The sequence below is a fragment of the Bradyrhizobium sp. CFUWI genome, assembly GCF_056429085.1.
Genome location: NZ_JBWJZE010000001.1, coordinates 500,078 through 522,807, shown reverse-complemented (window position 1 = coordinate 522,807; position 22,730 = coordinate 500,078). Strand labels below are relative to the sequence as shown.

Here is a 22,730-nt window from a genome sequence, read left to right as displayed (position 1 = left end):
AAATTCGGCCACGTTCATCCTCCGAACGAATTTTCTCGCTCCCGGAGGATCTCCAGATGCTCGCGCCATCGGGCGAATTGCTGCGCGCCGGCATGGCGCTGAAGCTCAATCACGTCAAACGCGCCGCGCGATCCTATCTGCGCGACCAGACCAGCCAGGCCACCGGCAAGGTAACGTCTTACGCCGTGGCCGGCGGGCTGTTCGCGGCCGCGGGCCTGTTCGTCGTGGCGACATTTTTCGTCGGCCTGATCGCCCTGTACCGCTGGGTCGCCATCAGCTACGGGCAGTTCTGGGGTTTCGGTGTCGTCGCGGGCGTGCTGCTGGTGCTGGCGGCGGTCTGCACCGGGGTGGCGATGGCGCAGATGAGGCGCAAAGCCAAGCCGATCGTGCCACTTGCCAGCCGGTTGCGGGTTGCCATTGCGACCCCGCGGATTCCCCGCGGAACGGTCAAGGAGGCTGTCAAGGAGGTCGCGACCACGATTCCCCTTGCGCCGCTGGCGCCGGGCGAGCGCCGCCAGGGCGCAAGAGCCTGGCCGGTTCGCACTAACCGATCCGTGCAGCTTGGCCTGATGCTCGCGGCGATCGGACTGGCGGGGTATACGGCGGCGCGCCGCAGGCGCCACGGTCATCGATTGGACGCTTGATGTTGGTGCGGCGCTCCGAACAGATCGACTCCTGGCTGCTGGTGGCGGCGACAGCCGTGTTCGTACTGACGGCGGAGCGCTACTTTCAGGACTCTGGCCTGGCCGGGTCGGGGCCTCCGCAAGACCACCGCAAAGGCGAGGCGAATTCACCGGAAACACACCCGGCGCGCGCCGCCGTGCAGCCCGGCCGCGGCCGCCATGCCAAGAGCCCGTTCTCGATCCCGTGGGCCGGCTGGAAGGATATCTTCTGGCGGACCTATCAGCGCATCGACGAGGACCGCCTGCTCGCGACCGCGGGCGGTGTCGTGTTCTTCGGGCTGCTCGCGATCTTTCCGGCGGTCACGGCGCTGGTCTCCTCTTACGGCCTGTTCGCTGATCCCGCGACGATCAGCGCCAATCTGCAGACGCTGGCGACCATGCTGCCCGAGGGCTCGTTCCAGATCGTCGAGGACCAGGTGGCGCGCGTGGTCTCGAACGGCAATACCACGCTGGGTGCCGCCTTCCTGTTCGGCCTCCTGCTGGCGATCTGGAGCGCCAATGCCGGGGTCAAGGCGATCTTCGATGCCCTCAACGTGGCCTATGAGGAGCGTGAGAAGCGCAGCTTCATCAAGCTCAACATGGTGTCGCTCGCCTTCACAATCGGCGGCATCGTGGCCCTATTGGTGATGGTAGGGGTTGTCGTCGCCTTCCCGCTGGCACTCAATCACATCGGCATGTCGCCCGAAAGCAAGCTGATCGTGGCACTGGCACGATGGCCGCTCATGTTCCTCATCCTGCTGGTGGCGCTCGCGATCCTCTACCGCTTCGCGCCCAGTCGCGATGCACCGCGCTGGCAATGGCTGAGCCTCGGCGCTGTGACGGCCGCCCTCCTCTGGATCGCCGGTTCGGCGCTGCTGTCCTGGTATCTCTCTGAGTTCGCCAATTACAACGCGACCTACGGCTCTCTTGGCGCCGCGATCGGCCTGATGACGTGGATGTGGATGTCGGCGATCGTCATCATGTTCGGCGCCGAGCTGAATTCGGAGATCGAGCGGCAGACGCTGAAGGACACGACCGAGGGGCAGCCCAAGCCGCTCGGCACCCGCGATGCGGTCTCGGCCGACACCGTCGGCGCCGCCGCGCCATTTTAGCCCATGACTTAGCCCATGACGACGATCGGGCCGGAGCTCATCCGGCCCGATCGAACGGCATCTCAGCGCTTGGTGATGACGGCTTCCAGATATTCGCTGTGCACGACGATGGTGCCGTCATCGGCATGGTTGAACTCGCCGAGCAGCGCCAGGAGATCTCGTCTCAGCGCGGCCTGCCCGCTCTCGTCGAGCGCGGCAAACGCCTTCAGCGTCGGCCCGTAGAAGGTCTTGAAGACATCGAGCCAGTGCTCGGGCGAGCGATAGCGGAACACGAACATGCGCGGCTCAGCCGTTATATCCGAGGCCTGGCTTGCGAACATCTCCTCGAGCCGTGCCGGCGTACCCCACAGCGCCGGCGACTTCACGCCGGCTGGCGGCGGCAGATGCTTGCCGATGGTCTTGAACAGCTGGCCGATGAAACCCTGCGGGGTCCAGTTGGCGAGCCCGATCTTGCCGCCGGATTTGCAGACGCGTGCAAGCTCGGAGGCCGCCTTTTCCTGGTCCGGTGTGAACATCACGCCGAAGGTCGAGAGCACGACGTCGTAACTCGCGTCCGCAAAAGGCAGCGCTTCGGCGTCAGCCTCGCGAAATTCGACCGTCAGATGGTCCGCCGCCGCACGTTCCTGGCCGCGCTTGAGCAGCGCCGGCACATAGTCGGTGGATGTGACGTCACACCAGCGCCGCGCCGCAGCCAACGTCGCGTTGCCGTTGCCGGCGGCGACGTCCAGCACCTTGCTGCCGGCGCGCAAGTCCAAGGCTTCACAGAGTTGCTCGCCGACGATCTGCAGTGTGGTGCCGACGACGGCATAGTCGCCCGAAGACCAGGCGCCATGCTGGCGCTGCTTGATGGCGGCAAGATCGGGCTGAGTGGGAGCCTGGTTGAGCGCGGCGGATGTCGACATGGCAATTCTCCGGGGTTGAAAACGCCGGGACGATAGGGCGCATGCGGCGCGCTGGCCTTGAGAGCGGCATTATTTTACGCTGAGAGGACCTTGATTTCCGAGCCCGAACCGAGGTTGGCGTGGCGTTTCATTTCGAGAATTTCGTGCTCGATGCCGGGCGGCGCGAATTGCGTCGCGCGAAGACGCTGATAGCGCTCGAGCCCCAGGTGTTCGATCTTCTGCTCTATCTCCTTCGCAACCGCGAACGCGTGGTGACGCGGGACGATCTGCTCGACGCGGTCTGGAACGGCCGCGTCGTCTCGGAATCGACGCTCACCAGCCGGATCAACGCCGCGCGGCGCGCCATCGACGACAATGGTGAGGAGCAGCGGCTGATCCGCACCATCGCGCGCAAGGGCGTCCGGTTTGTCGGCGAAGTCACCGAACTCTCCGAGGCGGCGACGCCGGCAGCGACGAGCCGGCCGGCAGCCGCGACACCGGCAGGCTTGCCGCTGCCCGACCGGCCTGCCATCGCGGTCCTGCCATTCATCAATATGAGCGGCGAGGCCGAGCAGGACTATTTCTCCGACGGCATCAGCGAGGACATCATCACCGCGCTATCGAAGCTGCGCTGGTTCTTCGTGATCGCGCGTAACTCCTCATTCATCTACAAGGGCCGCGCGGTTCATCTGCGTGAGGTCGCCCAAGAACTCGGTGTTCGCTACGTCGTCGAAGGCAGCGTCCGCAAGGAAGGTGACCGCGTCCGCATCAGCGCGCAGCTCAACGATGTCGCCACCGGCAGTCATCTCTGGGCCGAACGCTACGATCGCGAGCTTGCCGACGTCTTTGCCGTGCAGGACGAGATCACCGAAGCTATCGTCGCGGCGATCGAGCCGCAGCTCTATGCAGCGGAAAGCTTTCGCGCCCAACGCAAGCCGCCGGACAGCATGGATGCCTGGGATCTCGTGATGCGCGCGCTGTCGCATTACTGGCGTGTGACACGGCAGGATCACGTCGTCGCGCAGGCCCTGCTCGAAAAAGCCATCGCGCTCGACCCGAACTATGGCAAGGCGCTCGGGCTGCTCGGGACGAGCTACATGTTCACGGCGCATATGGGCTGGATGGACATGGACAGCGCAATCACCGGTGCCGAACGTGCCGCACGGGCCGCCATCCGTGCCGACAGCGAGGATGCCTGGGCGCACAACGCGCTCGGCCACGTCAATTTGTTTGCACGCCGGTTCCAGGATGCTCTGGCCGAATTCGAGACTGCACTGCGGCTCAATCCGAATTTCGCCCTGGCGCAGGGTTATTATGGTTTGGCGCTCGGCTATTGCGGCCGCTGGCGGGATGCCGACGAGGCCGCGCGGCGGGCGATCCGCCTCAGCCCGCGCGATCCCTATGCCCCCGTCTATTACGGTATAGCCGCCTATGCCCGCTTCCTCGGCGGCGATGACGCTGAGGCGATCCGCCTCGCTCAGGAGGCCCTGCGCCAGCGCAGCGATTTCGTCGGCGCGCATCGGGTGCTGACGGCGGCGGCCGGCATGGCCGGGCAGAGGGATCTCGCCCACGCGGCGCTGAAGGAACTCCGCCGTGCCCAGCCGAACATCTCGCTCGCTTGGCTCGCCGAGTTCATGCCGGTCAAGCTTGCCAGCGACCGCGAACGCTACCTCGAAGGCTTTCGCCGGGCCGGATTGACTTGAGCCTCGGCGGGGCCGCTATCCCCTCGAATCAACAATGGTGTTAAGCTCATGCTGCTTTGGGGGCACGAGGCAGGACGGAATCGCATCGCGACCCGTGTTTTCCCGGGTGAGGCAGTCAGCTCTTGAGGCGTAACGCGCGGCATGATTCGCATTTCGACGATCTTCATCGCCATCTGCATGGTTCTGGTCGCAGCCTCGCTCGGGCTTGCGCTCTACGCCGTCGCCGGCATCAGCGGGACCGAGTCCGCGATCGTGGCGCTCACCGCGCTGACCTTCCTGATCCTCTACAACGCCGTGTCGATGCGGCTGCGTGACCGCAGCGACGTCGGCGGCCAGATCGCGGATCTGTCGCGCGGCACTGCCGACCTCGCCCGCCAGGTGGCCGAGTTCGGCCGCCGGCTGGCTGCGATCGAGGGACGCATCGCCTCGTCCAATTCCACCAACTCCGACCGCATCCAGTCGGTGGTCGGCGAGATCAACGAGCTCGGCGGACTGGTCAGGCAGCTCGCCACCACCGTGTCGGCCCACGAGGACATGCTGGCCGGCAGCGCAGCGGCTCCCGCCCCGGTCGCCACGGCCGAGCCGGAGGCGCCGATCGACCTGGTTGCGCCGTTCGAGGAGCGGCCAGCCGCCCCTCCCCCGCTTCCCGCAGCACCCTCGCCTCCACCTCCATCGGCGCGGCCGGCGCCGGCGGTCCAGGCCCCGACCTCCAACCCGATTCAGGCCGCCACCGGGCGCAACCAGACTCAATTGCTGGCGACGCTGCGCAACGCCATCGACGAGAACCGCATCGACATCTTCCTCCAGCCGATGGTGACGTTGCCGCAGCGCAAGGTGCGGTTCTACGAGGCGGTGACGCGCCTGCGCGACGAACGCGACCAGCTGGTCGCAGCCGAGGAGTTCATCAGCATCGCGGAGGCTTCCGGGCTGATCGGGCGCATCGACAACATGGTGATGCTGCGCTGTGTGCAGGTGCTGCGGCGCCTGATGGTGCGCAACAAGGACGTCGGCGTGTTCTGCAACGTCGCGGCGTCCACGCTCGGCAATTCCACCACCTTCGCGCAATGCCTCGACTTCCTCGAAGCCAACCGGGCGCTGGCGCCCTCGCTGGTGCTGGAGTTCAAGCAATCGACGTTCCGCAATCTCGGCCCGGCCGAGACCGAGAATCTCGCGGCACTCGCCCAGCGCGGCTTCCGCTTCTCGATCGACCACGTCACGGATCTGCGCATCGAGCCGCGCGAGCTGGCCGATCGAGGGGTGCGCTTCATCAAGGTGCCGGCCGCGCTGCTGCTCGACCCCAGGCGGGCATCGACCTCGGACATCCATCCGTCCGACCTCTCCGACCTGCTCGGCCGCTTCGGCATCGACCTGATCGCCGAAAGGATCGAAGGCGAGCGCGCGGTCGTGGACCTGCTCGACTATGACGTGCGGTTCGGCCAGGGCTTCCTGTTTGCGCCGCCCCGGCCATTGCGGCCGGAAGGGGCATCTGCTACCGGCGGGGCCGCGCCGAACCAGGCGCAGGACACGCAAGGATCCAATGGCTCCGCTTCCCCCAGCCAAGGCACGACATCTGGCGCGACGTCAGCCGCTGCTCCGACACAACGCATCACCGGCAACGCGGCGCTGGCGCGCCGCATCTGATCGGCCGCGCGTATCATGACCACGCTGCATTTCGCCGAAGGCCTGCGCGAGCTCGTGGGCGGTGTGGAGGTCGTTCTCAGCGACATCTGGGGCGTCGTCCATAACGGCCTCGAATCATTCCCCGAAGCCTGCGAGGCGTTGCACACCTATCGCAGCCGCGGCGGTACGGTGATCCTGATCACCAACGCGCCGCGTCCAGCGGACTCCGTGCAGCGGCAATTGCGCAAGCTCGGCGTCGCCGACGAGACCTACGACGCCATCGTGTCTTCGGGCGACCTGACCCGGCTCTATGTCGCCGAGCATCCCGGCCGCAAGATGTTCTGGCTCGGGCCCGAGCGCGACAACTCGATCTATCGCGGCCTCGATGCGAAGGCCGCGCCGCTGGAGGAAGCCGACTACATCGTCTGCACCGGCCTCTACGACGACGAGACCGAGACGGCGGAGGACTATCGCGGCATGATGCTGAAGGCGCGCGAGCGCAAGCTGACGCTGGTCTGCGCCAACCCCGACATCGTGGTGGAACGCGGCGACCGGCTGATCTACTGCGCCGGCGCCATCGCGGAGCTCTACCGCGAGCTCGGCGGCGAAGTGATCTTCTACGGCAAGCCGCACCGGCCGATCTACGAGCGCGCCATGGCGCTCGCCGGTGAACGCCAGGGCCACCAGATCGACCGGAAGAAGGTGCTGGCGATCGGCGATTCCGTCCGCACCGACCTGACCGGCGCGCGCGAATTCGGCATCGACTGCCTGTTCGTGACCCGCGGCATCCATGCCGAGGAGTTCGAGGGCCTTGACCAGCTCGACCCGGCATCGGTGATGGAATTGTTCGGCCACCCGCCGAAGGCGCTGATGCGCGAATTGAAGTGGTGACGGCGAAGTCCGCGCAGGTGGCGCGGGCTTAGACCAATGACTGTGCCCTCGGCGCCGCCATGGCCGGGCTTGACCCGGCCATCCACGACTTACTTTGCAGATCCAAGAACGTGGATGCCCGGGACAAGCCCGGGCATGACGATCTCGATAGACAGTTATTTTGCGGTCAGGTGCGCGCCTTACGCGCTTGCCATGTCCGGGAACACCGCCTCGATCTTGGTCTTCAGCGTCGCCGCGTTGAACGGCTTGACGATGTAATTGTTCACGCCGGCCTTCTTGGCCGCGATCACGTTCTCGGTCTTGGATTCCGCCGTGATCATGATGAAGGGCGTGGTGGCGAGGTTCGGATCCGCGCGCACTTCGCGCAGGAGGTCGTACCCCGTCATCGGCTCCATGTTCCAGTCGGAGATCACGAGCCCGTACTTCTTGCCGCGCATCTTGTTCAGCGCTGCCGAACCGTCGCTGGCATCATCGATGTTCTCGAAGCCAAGCTGCTTCAGCAGATTCCTGATGATACGGATCATGGTGCTGTAGTCATCCACCACCAGAACCGGCATCGACAAATCAACCGCCATCTCGACTCCCCCAACGCATACCCAGGAATATTACGATCGGACCTGCCGGGCCGGAGCCCCGCCTGTTCCAGATGCAAGGACTAGCACCAAGGCGTTAAACAGCGCGTTAATTGGGGGCGTCCCGAACGAACTGAAATTGCGTGGGATTCGGCGCTCCCCCTGCCGCTTGACTTCATCGGGCCGGTCGCGCCACGGTCCCGGCCGGTCCCGCCGGTTCGAGAATTCCCCTGATGGCCCCGCATTTTAACGTTATCCGCGACACCACGCCCGTTTCCGCGATTCCAAGGGGCGCCGTGGTCGCCATGGGCAATTTCGACGGGGTTCATCTCGGTCACCGCGCGGTGATCGCCGCCGCCCTGGAAATGGGCCGGACGCATGGCCGCCCCGCGCTGGCGCTGACCTTCGAGCCGCATCCGCGGCGGTTCTTCAGCCCCAATACCCCGCAATTCCGCCTGACGGACGAGCAGGCCAAGCTGCGGCTTCTGGCCGGCACCGGGCTTGCCGGCGCCGTGGTCATGACCTTCGACAAGGCACGCGCCGGAACCAGCGCGCAAGATTTCATTCACCATGAGCTGATCGGACGGCTCGGCGTCAGCGGGATCGCGGTGGGGTACGACTTCCATTTCGGCAAGGGACGGGTCGGCTCGCCTAGCCTGCTGGTCAACGAGGCGCCCCGGCTCGGCATCGAGGTCGACGTGCAGCCGCATGTCGATATCGACGAGCGGCCGGTGTCCTCCAGCGCGATCCGCATCGCCCTCGCCGAAGGCCAGCTCGACGAGGCCACCACCATGCTGGGCGCGCCCTGGTTCGTCACCGGCGAGGTGATCCACGGCGAGAAGCGTGGCCGCGATCTTGGCTATCCCACCGCCAACATCCGCCTCGATGCCAATTGCGGCCTGAAGCACGGCATCTATGCGGTGCGGGTCGGCCGCGGCACTGAGCGGCTGGACGGGGTTGCAAGCTTCGGGCGCCGCCCGACCTTCGACAATGGCGCCCCGCTGCTGGAAATCTTCCTGTTCGACTTCAAGGGCGATCTCTACGGGCAGGCGCTGGATTGCGCCTTCATCGGCTTCATCCGCGAGGAGCTGAAGTTCGAGGGGATCGAGGCCCTGATCCGGCAGATGGACGACGATTCCGCCCGCGCCCGCGCCATCCTGGCCGCCGCCCCGGACGCGTTTCCACGGCTCGGCGCCGTCGATTGACCCGAAACCCGGCCTTCCCGAACCTTTGCGCTTCCTCCGCCCCCCTGCTATGGAGAGCCCATGTTTGCGCGGCGCATCATAGGGATTAGCAGCCCGGCTTCCGCCTGAGCCCAGGGGCTCGGCGCAAGACCGGGATTTGGTCGTTTCACCCCCGCGATTCCGCATCGCCATCCGTTCCCGCGCCATTCCGAGCCAGTCAGCCTCATGTCCGAAAAGCCGCAAAAGTCCCAAAAATCTGAAGCCAAAGACTATTCGAAGACCCTGTTCCTGCCGCAGACCGAATTCCCGATGCGCGCCGGCCTGCCGCAGCGCGAGCCGGAGATCCTCAAGCGCTGGTACGAGATCGGCCTCTACGAGAAGCTGCGCGAGGCTGCCCGTGGCCGCGCCAAGTTCGTGCTGCATGACGGTCCGCCCTACGCCAACGGCAACATCCATATCGGCACGGCGCTGAACAAGATCCTCAAGGACCTCGTCACCAAGAGCCAGCAGATGCTCGGCTTCGATTCCAACTACGTGCCGGGCTGGGACTGCCACGGCCTGCCGATCGAGTGGAAGGTCGAGGAAGAGCACTATCGCAAGAAGGGCAAGCAGAAGCCCGACTTCCGCGACTCTGCCGCGATGATCGACTTCCGCCGGGAATGCCGCGCCTACGCCACGCATTGGCTCGGCGTGCAACGCGAGGAGTTCAAGCGCCTCGGCGTCATCGGCGACTGGGACCATCCCTACGCCACCATGAGCTTCCCGGCCGAGGCCCAGATCGCGCGCGAGCTGATGAAGTTCGCCGCCAACGGCACGCTCTATCGCGGCTCCAAGCCGGTGATGTGGAGCGTGGTCGAGAAGACGGCGCTGGCCGAGGCCGAGGTGGAGTACGAGGACCACACCTCCGATACGGTGTGGGTGAAATTCCCGGTTACCTCGCCCGCGCACGGTGCGCTCGCCTCCGCAAGCGTCGTGATCTGGACCACCACGCCCTGGACGCTGCCCGGCAACCGCGCCATCTCGTTCTCCCCGAAGATCGCCTACGGCCTTTACAAGGTGACGGATGCGCCCGCCGACAATTGGACCAGGACGGGCGATCTCCTGATCCTCGCCGACGCGCTCGCTGAAGAGGTCTTCAAGCAGGCGCGCGTGACCGCTTACGAGAAGCTCCGCGACGTCCCCGGCGACACCATGGACGCGATCGAATGCGCCCATCCGCTCAAAGGCCTCGCCGGCGGCTACGACTTCATCGTGCCGCTATTGCCCGGCGACCACGTCACCGACGACACCGGCACCGGCTTCGTGCACACCGCGCCCGGCCATGGCCGCGAGGACTTCGATGCCTGGATGGCGCAGGCGCGCGATCTCGACGCGCGCGGCATCAACACGGCGATCCCCTACACCGTCGACGAGAACGGCGCCTACACCGATCATGCGCCGGGCTTTACCGGCAAGCGCGTCATCAACGACAAGGGCGAGAAGGGCGATGCCAACGAGGCCGTGATCAAGGCGCTGGTCGAACGAGGCATGCTGCTCGCGCGCGGCCGGCTGAAGCATCAATATCCGCACTCCTGGCGCTCCAAGAAGCCGGTGATCTTCCGCAACACGCCGCAATGGTTCATCGCGATGGATAAACCGGTTGTGGACGCACCGGGCAAGCCCGGCGCTATGGATGTTGCGCAAGGCGGCAAGACGAAGGGCGGCGACACGCTGCGCGCCCGCGCGCTGCACGCGATCTCGGTGACGCAATGGGTGCCGCCGTCGGGCGAGAACCGCATCAACGGCATGATCGAGGCGCGGCCCGACTGGGTGATCTCGCGCCAGCGCGCCTGGGGCGTGCCGATCGCCGTGTTCGTGCGCGAGAAGGGCGACGGCTCCGCCGAGATCCTGCAGGACGAGGCGGTGAACGCGCGCATCGGCGAGGCCTTCGAGCAGGAAGGTGCCGACGCCTGGTACGCGACCGGCGCGCGCGAGCGCTTCCTTGGGTCCCGGGCGAGCGAGGACTGGCAGAAGGTCGACGACATTCTCGACGTCTGGTTCGATTCCGGCTCGACCCACGCTTTCGTGCTCGAAGACCCCGTGCAGTTTCCCGGACTCGCCGGCATCAAGCGCAAGGTCGACGGCGGCACCGACACGGTGATGTATCTGGAAGGCTCGGACCAGCATCGCGGCTGGTTCCACTCCTCGCTGCTGGAAAGCTGCGGCACCCGCGGCCGCGCGCCTTACGACATCGTGCTGACCCACGGCTTCACCCAGGCCGAGGACGGCCGCAAGATGTCGAAGTCGCTCGGCAACACCATCGAGCCGCAGGCCGTCATCAAGGAATCCGGCGCCGACATCCTCCGGCTCTGGGTCGCGTCCTGCGACTACACCGACGATCAGCGCATCGGCCCGGAGATCCTGAAGAACACCGTCGAGACCTACCGCAAGCTGCGCAACACCGTGCGCTGGATGCTCGGCACGCTGCATCATTACAAGCCGGCCGACGCAGTTCCGTCGGCCGAGATGCCCGAGCTCGAGCGCCTGATGCTGCACGAGCTGGCGGTGCGCGCCGCCGCCGTCGACAAGGCCTATCGGGAGTTCGACTACAAGACCGTGGTCGCGACCCTCTCCGCCTTCCTCAACAGCGAGCTCTCGGCGTTCTATTTCGACATCCGCAAGGACACGCTGTATTGCGATCCGCCATCCTCGCTGACGCGCAAGGCCGCGCTGACGACGATCGACCTGTTGTGCACCTCGATCCTGAAATGGCTGGCGCCGATCCTCAGCTTCACCGCGGAGGAAGCCTGGCGCATGTACCGCCCCGGCGCCGAAGCGTCGGTGCATCTGACGCTGTTCCCGACCGATCTCGAAGAGTACCGCGACGACAAGCTCGCCGCGAGGTGGGAGACGATCCGCAACGTGCGCCGCGTCGTCACCGGGGCGCTCGAGCTCGAACGCGCCGCCAAGAACATCGGCTCCTCGCTCGAGGCCTCGCCGGTGATCTATGTCGCCGACCGCGACATGCTGATGACGCTGTTCGACATCGATCTGGCTGAAGTCTGCATCACCTCGAATTACGAGGTGCGGGAGGGCGAGGCGCCGGCTTCGGCGTTCCGTCTCGATGCGGTGCCCGGTGTCGCGGTCGTGGTGGAGAAGGCGGTCGGCACCAAATGCGCCCGCTCCTGGAGGATCTCCCCGATGGTCGGCGAAGACGCCGAATATCCCGACGTCACCCCGCGCGACGCCAAGGCGCTGCGCGAATGGAAGGCGTTGGGAGTGGCGGTCTGATTCCCCGCATGACCCCGCTTGGCGCCGGCATCCTCGCGGCAATGGTCACGCTCGCGGCCGACCAGGCCTCGAAGCTCTGGCTGCTGAACGGGTTCGACCTCGCCCGGCGCGGCGTCGTCAAGGTGACGCCGTTCTTCGACCTGGTGCTGGCCTGGAATATCGGCATCAGCTTCGGCTGGCTCCAGAACGACAACCAGGCGGCGCAGCTCGCGCTGATGGCGGTCAAGGTCCTCGCCGTGGTCGCGCTGGCGATCTGGATGGCCCGCTCGCACACCAGGCTCGCCACGATTGCGCTAGGCCTGATCATCGGCGGCGCCATCGGCAACGGCATCGACCGCCTGGCCTATGGCGCGGTGGTCGATTTCGCCCTGTTCCACATCGAGATCGCCGGAAATACCTATAATTGGTACGTGTTTAACCTGGCGGACGTGGCGATCGTTGCTGGGGTGGCGGCGCTATTGTATGATTCCTTCCTGGGGATACCCGCCGCAAAAGCGCCCTGATCCCGGCCGATACGGACCGGCAGGCGGAACCCGGTTTTTACGAGGGACTGGCCGCATTTGAGCGGCGATCTGCCACAATATGGAACAGGTATCGTAATGCGCAGCTCGAAGACCAGCGGGTCAATGGTTCGAGACCCCCGATGGGGGTTCTGGCGGGCTTTGAAGTTGTCCGCTGTCGCGCTCGGCATTGGCCTCGTGATGTCGACCGGCGCCGCGCGCGCTGGTGACGACGAGGACGACGACATGACCTTCGAAGAGAAGCTCATCGACAATCTGATGTCGGGCCTCGGCGCCAAGAGCATGTCGAAGCCCGGCATCGAATACCGTGAGCGTTCGCCGCTGGTCGTGCCGCCCAAGCTCGACCTGCCGCCGCCGGCCGCGACGGAGGCCGCGGTTGCGCCAAACTGGCCGAAGGACCCCGACGAGAAGCGCCGCAAGGACGCCATCGCCGCGCGGAAGAAGGGGGGCGACAACAAGGCGACTGAGTATTGGAAGAATGCCCGGCCGCTCTCGCCCGCCGAGATCAACGCCCACAAGACGGCCGCGGCCGAAAAGAGCGGCAATGATCCGGTTCAGCCGGGCAGCAACACCGCCAATCCGACTCTCAGCCCCGCCCAGCTCGGATACACCGGCGGGCTATGGAATCTGTTCAAAGGAAACGGGCCCGAGTCGAAGCAGTTTACGTCGGAGCCCCCACGCCAATCGCTGGTGGAGCCGCCGCCCGGATATCAGACGCCCTCGCCGAACTACGCCTACGGCTCCGGGCCGGATAACTCGAAGCGGACCTATTTCGACGTCCGGTCCGGCAAGGAGAAGGAGCAATAGCGCTCCTGTTCCGACGCGAACATGTCGGACCGCGGAGCTGGCCGCCGGCCCTTGTATGGCTTCGGCCGCTGGCTTGCTCCCGAGTTGATGGCGTTCTCTGCTTCGTGACGCGAAGCCTCAGCCGCACGGTGTAGCATGCCGTGCCTCCGAGCCGGAGATCCGGACTCGGCGTTCCAAAAGGATCATGATGTCCTCTTACCGATCGGCTGCCCGCCTCCTTGCCGCGCTGCTTTCGACCAGTGTCCTGACGGCCGGTGCGGCCCTCGCCCAGACCACGGTCACATCGGCCCCACCCGCCAGCTTCACGCTCAGCAACGGCATGCAGGTGGTGGTGATCCCGGATCACCGCACGCCCGTGGTCACGGAGATGATCTGGTACAAGGTCGGCTCGGCCGACGAGACGCCGGGAAAATCCGGGCTCGCGCACTTCCTCGAGCACCTGATGTTCAAGGGCACCTCGAAGCATCCCGTCGGCGAATTCTCCCAGACCGTGCTCCGCGTCGGCGGCAACGAGAACGCCTCGACCTCGGTCGACTACACCAATTACTACCAGCGTGTGCCGAAGGAGCAGCTGCCGACCATGATGGAGTTCGAGGCCGACCGCATGACCGGCCTGATCCTCAAGGACGAGAACGTGCTGCCCGAGCGCGACGTCGTGCTCGAAGAATACAACATGCGCGTCGCCAACAATCCCGACGCGCGGCTGAACGAGCAGATCATGGCTGCGCTCTACCTCAATCATCCCTACGGCCGGCCGGTGATCGGCTGGCATCAGGAGATCGAGAAGCTCGATCGCGAGGACGCGCTCGCCTTCTATCGCCGCTTCTATGCGCCGAACAACGCGATCCTGGTGATCGCCGGCGACGTCGACGCCGCCGAAATTCGCCCGCTGGTCGAGCGCAATTTCGGCTCGATCCCGGCGCAATCAGCGATCCCGGCGCGGCGCGTCCGTCCGCAGGAGCCTGAGCCCGCCGCCCCGCGCACCGTCACGCTGGCCGATCCGCGCGTCGAGCAGCCGAACATGCGGCGCTATTATCTCGTACCGTCGGCAACCACGGCCGCGGCCGGCGAGAGCGCGGCCCTCGACGTGCTGGCGCAGCTGATGGGCAGCGGCAGCAATTCCTATCTTTACCGCGCCCTCGTCGTCGACAAGCCGCTCGCGGTCTCCGCCAACGCCAGCTATTCGAGCATCTCGCTCGATCCGACCCAGTTCGCGATCTCGGCCGCGCCGAAAGCCGGCGTCAGCTTCGCAGAGGTCGAGCAGGCGGTCGACGGCGTCATCGCCAACGTGGCGCAGAACCCGATCCGCGCCGAGGATCTGGAGCGCGTGAAGACCCAGCTCATCGCGGAAGCGATCTACGCCCAGGACAACCAGGCGGTGCTGGCACGCTGGTACGGCGGCGCGCTGACCACCGGCCTGTCGATCGAGGACATCAGGAGCTGGCCCGACCGCATCCGCGCGGTCACCGCCGAGCAGGTCCGCGCCGTCGCGCAGAAATGGCTCGAGAAGAAGCGTTCGGTCACGGGCTATCTGATCAAGGACACCAGTGCTGCCAAGCGCGAGGAGAAGCGGTCGTGACCTATCCCTTCCTTCGACACGTTGCATTCTCTTTCGTCACCGGCGCCGCGCTCGCGCTCGCTGCGGTGTCGCCGTCGCTCGCCGCCGCAAAGATTCAGCGCCTGGTCTCGCCCGGCGGCATCGAGGCCTGGTTCGTGCAGGACGCGACCGTGCCCCTGATCGCGATGGAATATTCCTTTGCCGGCGGCTCGGCCCAGGATCCCAAGGACAAGTCCGGCGTCGCCAATCTGGTCGGCGACCTGCTCGACGAAGGCTCCGGCGATCTCGATTCCAAGACCTTCCACGAGCGGCTCGACCGCCGCGCCATCGAGCTGTCCTTCAGCGCCACCCGCGACGCCTTCCGCGGCAGCCTGCGCATGCTGCGCGACAACAAGGACGAGGCCTTCGATCTCTTGCGGAGCGCGCTGACCTCGCCGCATTTCGACACCGCCGATGTCGAGCGCATCCGCTCGCAGGTCATCTCGGGCCTGCGCCGCGAGACCACCAACCCGACCTCGCTGGCGAGCCGCAAATTCCTGGAAGTCGCCTTCGGCGATCATCCCTACGGCCGGCAGACCAACGGCAACCTCGACAGCGTGCCGACCATCACGGTCTCCGACATGAAGGACTATGTCGGCCGCGTGCTGGCCAGGGATGGGCTGAAGGTCGCGGTCGTCGGCGACGTCGATCCGGCGACGCTCGGCAAGCTGCTCGACCACACCTTCGGCAGCCTGCCCGCCAAGGGCAACCTCACGCCGGTCCCTGACGTCGAGGCCGCAAGGCCGCCGCAACGCGCCTTCGTGACCCTCGACGTGCCGCAGACCGTGATCACCTTCGGCGGGCCCGGGGTGAAGCGCAGCGATCCCAATTTCATGGCGGCCTATGTCGTCAACCACATCCTCGGCGGCGGCGGATTGTCCTCGCGTCTCTATCGCGAGGTCCGCGAGAAGCGCGGCCTCGCCTATTCGGTGTTCGAATCGCTGCTCTGGATGGAGCATTCGGCGATCTTCATCGGCAATACCGGCACGCGCGCCGACCGCTCCGGCGACACCATCGATGCCATCGAGAAGGAAGTGCGCCGGATCGCCGAGGAAGGCCCGACGCAGAAGGAGCTCGACGAGGCCAAGTCGTACCTCAAGGGCTCGCAGATGCTGGCGCTCGACACCTCCTCCAAGCTGGCGCAAGCGCTGCTGCAGTACCAGCAGGACAAGTTGCCGATCGACTATATCGAGAAGCGCAACGCCATCGTCGATGCCGTGACGCTGGACGACGCCAAGGCGGCCGCCAAGCGGCTCTGGGGCCAGGGCCTACTGACCGTCGTCGTCGGCCGCGCCCCGCAGGCCGCGGCGCAGCCGACCGCGGCTCCGGCGACGAAGTCGAACTGATCTTTATTGCAAGCAGCAGCGTTCCCTGGCTGCCGCACGGGCGCCCATGGCTACCCCCTCCCCTGCCCCTTCCCCACAAGGGGGAGGGAACGGATAGAGCGCGGCAAACTTCCATCAAAGCAGCTATGGTGCGCGCGCGAATCCTTTTCCTGGTGCCATCATGCTGCGGATATCCCGCGATCTCGTCATCGACGAGGACGACATCGAGATCGGCTTTGTCCGCGCCTCCGGCCCGGGCGGGCAGAACGTCAACAAGGTCGCGACCTCGGCGCAACTGCGCTTCGACACGCGCAAGCTGACCTTGCCGGAGGATGCGGCGCTACGCCTCGCCCGCCTCGCCGGCCAGCGCATGACCAAGGATGGCGTCATCGTGATCCAGGCGCAGCGCTTCCGCACCCAGGAGCGCAATCGCCAGGATGCCATCGACCGGCTGGTCGAAATCCTGAGCGAGGCGATGGTGCGGCCAAAGCCGCGGCGCGCGACAAAACCGACTTTCGGCTCAAAGCAGCGCCGTCTCGAGGGCAAGAAGCGCCGCAGTGACGTCAAGGCAAAGCGCGGCCGGAGCTTCGACGATTGATCGAGCAAGACCTCCGGCCGCGGTGCGACCGGAGGTTTGCGCTTCGCAAGCTGACTTCAGTAGCGCTTGCCGGTCGCAGCCGAATCGTCGGCCGTGCCCTTGTGTGTCGCACTGCCCGTGGTTGCAGCGTTACCCTTGGTCCCCCTGCCCGACTTCATGCCAACCTTCTCGCCGGCACTCCCCTGCTGAGCGCCGACGTCGTCATCCTCACTGCCCATGGTCGCGCCGCCCTGCATCGGTTTGCTTTGCACGGTGCCGCCGGACTTGACGCCGGACGATGTGCCTTGCGCGAGAACGGGCGTCGCAATGAGAGCCGAGAGAGCGCATGCGATTGCAGAGGTCTTCACCAACTTCATCCATTTCTCCTGGATTTGCTCGCGATGAACGGTTCGGCGATTCTCCACGCCGTTCCTTTCGGACCGGACCATCACATCGCGCAAAGAGTGCGAACGGCGCACCCGCGATGCAAACGGTCTCATGTGTTGATCGTTTAGGGATTTCGCGGCGGTTTCGCGGAATTACGCTCCTCATATGCGGCACCCGCGCACGAACGCCGCATTTCATCGGAACTGCCCGAGGCGCGGGATTTCCCACATCTGGTATGTGGGAAGTGCGACCTTACCCATGCATTTGTTGCCGGGCGGCGTTACACTGGGACATTCACCGAGTGAACCTATGCCTGTCCGCCAACTTCCCGAACAGATCGTCAACCGCATCGCCGCCGGCGAAGTGGTCGAGCGACCCGCGAGCGTGGTCAAGGAACTGGTCGAGAACGCAATCGATGCCGGTGCGAGCCGGATCGACGTCTTCACCGACGGCGGCGGGCGGCGGCGGATCGGAATCACCGATGACGGCGGCGGCATGACCGCGAAAGACCTCGCGCTCGCGGTCGAGCGCCATGCCACCTCCAAGCTCGACGACGAGGACCTGCTCCAGATTCGGACCCTCGGCTTCCGCGGCGAGGCGCTGCCCTCGATCGGCTCCGTCGCGCGGCTCTCCATCACCACACGCCATGCCAGCGAGCCGCATGCCTGGGCGCTGACGGTCGAAGGTGGCGAGAAATCCGAGATCATGCCGGCGGCGCTGGCGCACGGCACGCGCGTCGAGGTCGGCGACCTCTTCTATGCAACCCCGGCGCGGCTGAAATTCCTGAAGACCGACCGCACCGAAGCCGAAGCAATCCGCGAGGTGGTGCGGCGGCTCGCCATGGCGCGGCCCGACATTGCCTTCACGCTTGCCGGTGAGGAGCGCGCGCCGGTGACCTGGGCGGCGGCGCTGCCCGGCGCCGCCGGCCGGCTGACCCGGCTCGGCGACATCCTGGGCGCGGAGTTTCGCAGCCACGCCATCGAAATCCATGCCGAGCGCGAGGGCGTCGTCGTCGCCGGCTATGCGGCGGCACCGGCGCTGACCAAGGCCAACGCACTCGGGCAATATCTCTTCGTCAACGGCCGCCCGGTGCGGGACAAGCTGATTCTCGGCGCGGTGCGCGCGGCCTATTCCGACTATCTGCCGCGCGACCGCCATCCGGTGCTGGCGCTGTTCGTCACGCTCGATCCGCGCGAGGTCGACGCCAACGTGCATCCCGCCAAGACCGAGGTGCGGTTCCGCAATGCCGGCCTCGTCCGCGCGCTGATCGTGCACGGATTGAAGGAAGGTCTCGCGCGCGAGGGACGCCGCACCGCCGCCAACAGCGGCGAGAGCGCCTTGTCCGCGTTCCGGCCCGCTTTCACGCCGCAGCGCCCGGCGAGCTGGGACTGGCGCGCCTCGCCCGCCGCCCCCGTCGCGCCGATGCCGTCTTTCGAGGGCGCAGCGACATCCGCTTTTGCAGAGCGCGCGCAGGCCGCGTTCGACGTCGGTGCCCCCAGCGCGGACGTGCGGATCGAGACACAGCCGGTGGCGGACCTCGTCGACCGCCCGCTCGGCGCGGCGCGCACGCAGATCCACGAGACCTATATCGTCTCGCAAACCCGCGACGGGCTGATCATCGTCGACCAGCATGCCGCGCACGAGCGCATTGTCTATGAGCGGCTGAAGGCCTCGCTGGCCGCGAACGGCGTGCAGCGGCAAATCCTGCTCATTCCCGAGATCGTCGAGATGGACGAGGCGACGGTCGAGCGCCTCCTGGAGCGCAGCGACGAGCTCGCCTCGTTCGGTCTCGCCATCGAATCCTTCGGCCCCGGCGCAGTCGCGGTGCGCGAGACGCCCTCGCTGCTCGGCAAGACCAATGCCGGCGGCCTGTTGCGCGATCTCTCCGAGCACATGGCCGAGTGGGACGAGGCGCTGCCGCTCGAACGCCGCCTGATGCACGTCGCCGCCACCATGGCCTGCCACGGCTCGGTGCGCGCCGGCCGCAGGCTGCGGCCGGAGGAAATGAACGCGCTGCTCCGCGAGATGGAGGACACCCCGAACTCCGGCCAGTGCAATCACGGCCGGCCGACCTATGTCGAGCTGAAGCTGAGCGATGTAGAGAAGTTGTTCGGGCGAAGGTGACGGTGCCGTAGTCGCGCCGCCGTAGGGTGGGCAAAGCGAAGCGTGCCCACCATCGCGCGTTGAAGAGAAAGATCGTGGGCACGGCGCTTTGCGCCTTTGCCCACCCTACGACAGCTGATTACGGAGCTACAGCTTCCGCAAGAACACGAACTCCGTGTCGTCGTACGTCCGCCGCTCCAGCTCCTCAAAGCCGTCCGGCGTCACGAACTGCGCGGCCTTCGCTTCCTCCACCACCAGCAGCGCGCCCGGTGTCAGCCAGCCGCCGTCGCGCAAGGACGCCAGCGCCTTCTCCGCGAAGCCCTTGCCATAGGGTGGATCGAGGAACACCAGCGAAAACGGCTCGACGGGATGCGCAGGCCCGAGATCGGTCGCATCGCGGCGATAGACCTTGGTGACGCCACCCAGGCCCAGCGTCTCGACATTGTTGCGCAGCAGTGCCCGCGCTTCCGCGCCATTGTCGACGAACAGCGTGAACTTCGCCCCGCGCGAGACCGCTTCGATGCCGAGCGCGCCGGTGCCGGCGAAGAGATCGAGCACGCGCGCATCGGCAATCGGATCGTCATAGGCGTGCACGAGGATGTTGAACACGGACTCGCGCAAGCGGTCCGCCGTCGGGCGGATGTCGCGCGAGGACGGTGAGGCGAGATTGCGCCCCTTCAAGCGACCGCCGACGACGCGCATTACACGACTCCGTCATGCCCGGGCTTGTCCCGGGCATCCACGTTCTTCAGCAGTAGACGCAAGCAAGACGTGGATGGCCGGGTCAAGCCCGGGCATGACGACCTGTTGCGCAATGTCGGCATCGCTCCAAGCATTGAAGCTTACTCGCCATCCCGCGGCGTCAGGTCGCGCTTGCCGTGATAGCCGCGCTTGGGACGGCGCGGCGGGCCGTAGCCGCTGGCCTGTTCCTCGTTGCGCTCGCGCGCCTCCTCGCTGCCGGTGCGCTGGACCAGCACGCGGCGGCCCTTGCGGTCGTTGATCACGGCGCGCTTGCTGGCGGGCTTCTTCTCGCTCGGTGCGTCGTCGACACGCGCGGCCGACTTCGCGGGCACGTCGAACTGCGCCCCCGACTTCTCGATCACCTTGTCGCCGAGCTGCTCGCGCAGCACCCGCGACTTGATCTCCTCGACCTGGCCTTCGGGAACCTCGCCGAGCTGGAACGGGCCATAGGAGACGCGGATCAGCCGGTTCACCTCGAGCCCGAGATGGGCGCAGACGTTGCGCACCTCGCGGTTCTTGCCTTCGCGGATCGCGAACACCAGCCAGACATTGGCGCCCTGATCGCGCTCCAGCGTCGCCTCGATCGGACCGTATTTGACGCCCTCGATCTCAATGCCGTTCTTCAGCTCGTCGAGCTGCGCCTGGGTGACGTCGCCGTGGGCGCGAACGCGGTAGCGGCGCAGCCAGCCGGTATCGGGCAGCTCGAGCGTGCGCGCGAGCCCGCCGTCGTTGGTGAGCAGCAAGAGGCCTTCGGTATTGAAATCGAGCCGGCCGACACTGATCAGCCGCGGCAGGCCTTCCGGCAGATTGTCGAACACGGTCGGACGCCCCTCGGGGTCGTCATGCGTGGTCATCAGTCCGCGCGGCTTGTGATAGAGGAACAGCCTCGTGCGCTCGCGCTCCGGCAACGGCTTGCCGTCGACCATGACGACGTCGTTCTTCGTGATGTCCAGCGCCGGCGAGTTGATGACGCGGCCATTGACGGTGACGCGGCCCTGCGTGACCATCTCCTCGGCATCGCGGCGCGAGGCAAGGCCCGCACGCGCCAGCACTTTGGCGATGCGCTCGCCGGCCTTCTTCGGCTTCGGCTCTTCTTCCCGGCGCGGCCGCCGCTCGACATCGCGATCGCGCTCGCGATAGGCACCGCGGCCGCCGAAGGCGGGACGTTTCTCGAAGATCCTGGCTTCGTTCTCGTTTTCACGGCGCGGGCGATCGCCGAAACGGCCTTCGCTGCGCGGATGCTCGTGCCAATCGGAACGGCCTTCCGAACGCTCGCGCGGACGATTGAATTTCGGCCGGTCGCCACCACGCCCGCCGCGGTCGCCATCGCCGTCACGACGGGGCCGATCGAATTTTGGACGATCCTCGCGCGGCCGGTCGAATTTGGGCCGCTCGCGGAACGGGCGATCACCCGATGCGCGATCGTCGCGTGAGCGCGAGAACCGCGGACGATCCTCGCCGCGACCGCCTTCGCGACGATCGTCGCGCTTTTGCCAGGGCTTGTCTTCGCTGCGGTCACGGCTGCCGAAATCCTTGCGCGGACCCTTGCCAAAATCCTTGCGCGGCGGCCGATCGCCGCGCGGACGGTCGTCGCGCTTCTGCCAGAGCTTCGAATCGCCGCGATCGCCACGGTCGCGATCCGGACCGCCCCGCGAAAACTTTCGCTCGCCGTCGAACGGACGCTCCGGACGGTCGCCGCGCGGCGAATACGGCCGCTTGTCGCCGAACTTCTTGTCGCCGAACCGGCCGGCGGGACGGGACTCGTCGCGATCGCGGCTGCGCGGCGGACGATCGTCACGGCCATGGGACGGGCGGTCACCGCGCGGCTTGAAGGAGCGCTTGTCGCCATCGCGCGATCCACGATCGGAAAATGGCCGGTCGCCACGCGGCTTGAAGCTGCGCTCGCCGCGGCCCTCGCTGCTGCGATCGTCGCGCTTGAAGCGCGGACGGTCGGACGAATCTCGGCGCGGGGCATCGCCCTCCTCGCGGCGGCGGAACGGACGGTCCTCGCGACCCTCGCGGGGCGGGCGGCTGTCGCCCTTCCTCTCGCTCTTGCCCTCGAAACCGCGCTTGGCGGACTTCTTCTCGGGGCCGCGCGCCTTGCCGGAGCGGCCCTTCGCTGCTCCCTTGGCCGGGCCTCGATCACGCCGGCCGCGGGAATCGTTGTCTTTGTCGCTGTCGCGAGGCATGAATGATCTCACTTACGGGGGTAGTGCGATGAGCATTGTGCGCGCTCGTTCCGAGCCGCATGCTCAGGCAAAATCGGTATCCACTCTTGCTGAAGGCGGAGCTACTAGCAGGTTTCTGGCGATGATACGAGGCATGAAAGCCCCTTCTTTCATGGATTTGGCGCTTGTGACGGCCGAAAATGCCGGAAAATCGGGCGAAGTTCCGATCGGATGCGTGGTGGTCCGCGATTACGAGGTCATCGCCACCGCCGCCAATCGGACGCTGACCGACCATGATCCGACCGCCCACGCCGAGATCATCGCGCTGCGCGAGGCCGCCGCGAAGATCGGCAGCGAGCGCCTCGTCGACTGCGACCTCTACGTGACGCTGGAGCCCTGCACCATGTGTGCGGGCGCGATCTCGTTTGCAAGGGTCAGGCGGCTCTATTACGGCGCCGCCGACCCCAAGGGCGGCGCGGTGGAATCAGGTGTGCGGTTCTTTGCCTCCCCGACCTGCCATCACGCGCCGGACGTCTATTCCGGCGTCGGCGAGAGCGAGGCGGCGCGGCTGCTCAAGGAGTTCTTCCGGGAGCGGCGCTGACGGCTCCA

At 66.4% G+C, this 22,730-nt stretch carries 19 protein-coding genes; 14 read left to right on the top strand and 5 right to left on the bottom strand.

Annotation, left to right across the window (positions count from 1 at the left end; translation table 11 throughout):
- Positions 1-56 precede the first annotated feature (56 nt).
- Both AC066S_RS02455 and AC066S_RS02450 read left to right on the top strand, forming a co-directional pair.
- Positions 57-644: a phage holin family protein gene (locus tag AC066S_RS02455; RefSeq protein WP_478268824.1), complete on the top strand. Its 588-nt coding sequence runs from the start codon at positions 57-59 to the stop codon at positions 642-644.
- The gene (locus AC066S_RS02450) at positions 644-1,774 is read left to right on the top strand and encodes a YihY/virulence factor BrkB family protein (RefSeq protein ID WP_135170312.1); all 1,131 of its coding nucleotides are present in this window, start codon (positions 644-646) and stop codon (positions 1,772-1,774) included. The genes AC066S_RS02455 and AC066S_RS02450 overlap by 1 nt, the downstream gene beginning before the upstream one ends.
- A 62-nt stretch (positions 1,775-1,836) precedes the next feature.
- Here the strand turns inward: AC066S_RS02450 and AC066S_RS02445 are convergent, their stop codons facing one another.
- Complete coding sequence (locus AC066S_RS02445) at positions 1,837-2,676, bottom strand: class I SAM-dependent methyltransferase (protein ID WP_478268823.1); 840 nt, start codon at positions 2,674-2,676, stop codon at positions 1,837-1,839.
- Between the two features lie 119 nt (positions 2,677-2,795).
- Between AC066S_RS02445 and AC066S_RS02440 the strand changes: the two genes are divergently transcribed.
- The 3 genes from AC066S_RS02440 (at position 2,796) to AC066S_RS02430 (ending at position 6,869) form a co-directional block, all read left to right on the top strand.
- Positions 2,796-4,358: a winged helix-turn-helix domain-containing protein gene (locus AC066S_RS02440; protein ID WP_478268822.1), complete on the top strand. Its 1,563-nt coding sequence runs from the start codon at positions 2,796-2,798 to the stop codon at positions 4,356-4,358.
- Positions 4,359-4,499: 141 nt separating this feature from the next.
- Positions 4,500-5,999 carry an EAL domain-containing protein gene (locus tag AC066S_RS02435; protein WP_478268821.1) on the top strand — a complete coding sequence of 500 codons (1,500 nt, stop codon included), beginning with the start codon at positions 4,500-4,502 and terminating at the stop codon, positions 5,997-5,999.
- Positions 6,000-6,014: 15 nt separating this feature from the next.
- On the top strand, positions 6,015-6,869 hold the full coding sequence (locus AC066S_RS02430) for a TIGR01459 family HAD-type hydrolase (RefSeq protein ID WP_126259048.1): 855 nt from the start codon (positions 6,015-6,017) through the stop codon (positions 6,867-6,869).
- Between the two features lie 179 nt (positions 6,870-7,048).
- On the opposite strand, the gene AC066S_RS02425 is transcribed toward AC066S_RS02430, so the two are convergent.
- Entirely contained in the window at positions 7,049-7,444 is a 396-nt protein-coding gene (locus AC066S_RS02425; RefSeq protein ID WP_008567674.1) for a response regulator, read from the bottom strand.
- 230 nt (positions 7,445-7,674) lie between these two features.
- On the opposite strand from AC066S_RS02425, the gene AC066S_RS02420 reads away from it, so the two are divergent.
- The 7 genes from AC066S_RS02420 to arfB all read left to right on the top strand — a co-directional run bounded on the left by AC066S_RS02420 (position 7,675) and on the right by arfB (position 16,743).
- Complete coding sequence (locus AC066S_RS02420; protein WP_126259047.1) at positions 7,675-8,646, top strand: bifunctional riboflavin kinase/FAD synthetase; 972 nt, start codon at positions 7,675-7,677, stop codon at positions 8,644-8,646.
- Between the two features lie 204 nt (positions 8,647-8,850).
- A complete protein-coding gene (ileS, locus tag AC066S_RS02415) occupies positions 8,851-11,895 on the top strand; it encodes an isoleucine--tRNA ligase (protein WP_478268820.1) in 3,045 nt (1,014 codons plus the stop codon).
- A gap of 8 nt (positions 11,896-11,903) precedes the next feature.
- Positions 11,904-12,398, top strand: coding sequence for a signal peptidase II (lspA, locus tag AC066S_RS02410; protein ID WP_478268819.1), 495 nt, complete (start codon positions 11,904-11,906; stop codon positions 12,396-12,398).
- A 96-nt stretch (positions 12,399-12,494) separates the two neighbouring features.
- Entirely contained in the window at positions 12,495-13,223 is a 729-nt protein-coding gene (locus AC066S_RS02405; RefSeq protein WP_126259044.1) for a hypothetical protein, read from the top strand.
- A 184-nt stretch (positions 13,224-13,407) separates the two neighbouring features.
- Positions 13,408-14,802: a M16 family metallopeptidase gene (locus AC066S_RS02400; protein WP_205680514.1), complete on the top strand. Its 1,395-nt coding sequence runs from the start codon at positions 13,408-13,410 to the stop codon at positions 14,800-14,802.
- A complete protein-coding gene (locus tag AC066S_RS02395; RefSeq protein ID WP_164718782.1) occupies positions 14,799-16,166 on the top strand; it encodes a M16 family metallopeptidase in 1,368 nt (455 codons plus the stop codon). The genes AC066S_RS02400 and AC066S_RS02395 overlap by 4 nt, the downstream gene beginning before the upstream one ends.
- A 160-nt stretch (positions 16,167-16,326) precedes the next feature.
- Entirely contained in the window at positions 16,327-16,743 is a 417-nt protein-coding gene (gene arfB / locus AC066S_RS02390) for an alternative ribosome rescue aminoacyl-tRNA hydrolase ArfB (RefSeq protein WP_478268818.1), read from the top strand.
- Positions 16,744-16,799: 56 nt separating this feature from the next.
- Here arfB and AC066S_RS02385 read toward each other — a convergent pair whose 3' ends face one another.
- Positions 16,800-17,099 (bottom strand): hypothetical protein, encoded by a 300-nt coding sequence (locus AC066S_RS02385; protein WP_126259295.1) that lies wholly within the window; start codon positions 17,097-17,099, stop codon positions 16,800-16,802.
- Positions 17,100-17,418: 319 nt separating this feature from the next.
- Between AC066S_RS02385 and mutL the strand changes: the two genes are divergently transcribed.
- Positions 17,419-19,233, top strand: coding sequence for a DNA mismatch repair endonuclease MutL (mutL, locus tag AC066S_RS02380; RefSeq protein WP_478268817.1), 1,815 nt, complete (start codon positions 17,419-17,421; stop codon positions 19,231-19,233).
- A 126-nt stretch (positions 19,234-19,359) separates the two neighbouring features.
- Here mutL and rsmD read toward each other — a convergent pair whose 3' ends face one another.
- Positions 19,360-19,914 carry a 16S rRNA (guanine(966)-N(2))-methyltransferase RsmD gene (rsmD, locus tag AC066S_RS02375; protein WP_126259039.1) on the bottom strand — a complete coding sequence of 185 codons (555 nt, stop codon included), beginning with the start codon at positions 19,912-19,914 and terminating at the stop codon, positions 19,360-19,362.
- 140 nt (positions 19,915-20,054) lie between these two features.
- Complete coding sequence (locus tag AC066S_RS02370; RefSeq protein WP_478268816.1) at positions 20,055-22,142, bottom strand: pseudouridine synthase; 2,088 nt, start codon at positions 22,140-22,142, stop codon at positions 20,055-20,057.
- Positions 22,143-22,263: 121 nt separating this feature from the next.
- On the opposite strand from AC066S_RS02370, the gene AC066S_RS02365 reads away from it, so the two are divergent.
- Positions 22,264-22,722 carry a nucleoside deaminase gene (locus tag AC066S_RS02365; protein WP_478268815.1) on the top strand — a complete coding sequence of 153 codons (459 nt, stop codon included), beginning with the start codon at positions 22,264-22,266 and terminating at the stop codon, positions 22,720-22,722.
- The last annotated feature ends 8 nt before the right edge of the window (positions 22,723-22,730 follow it).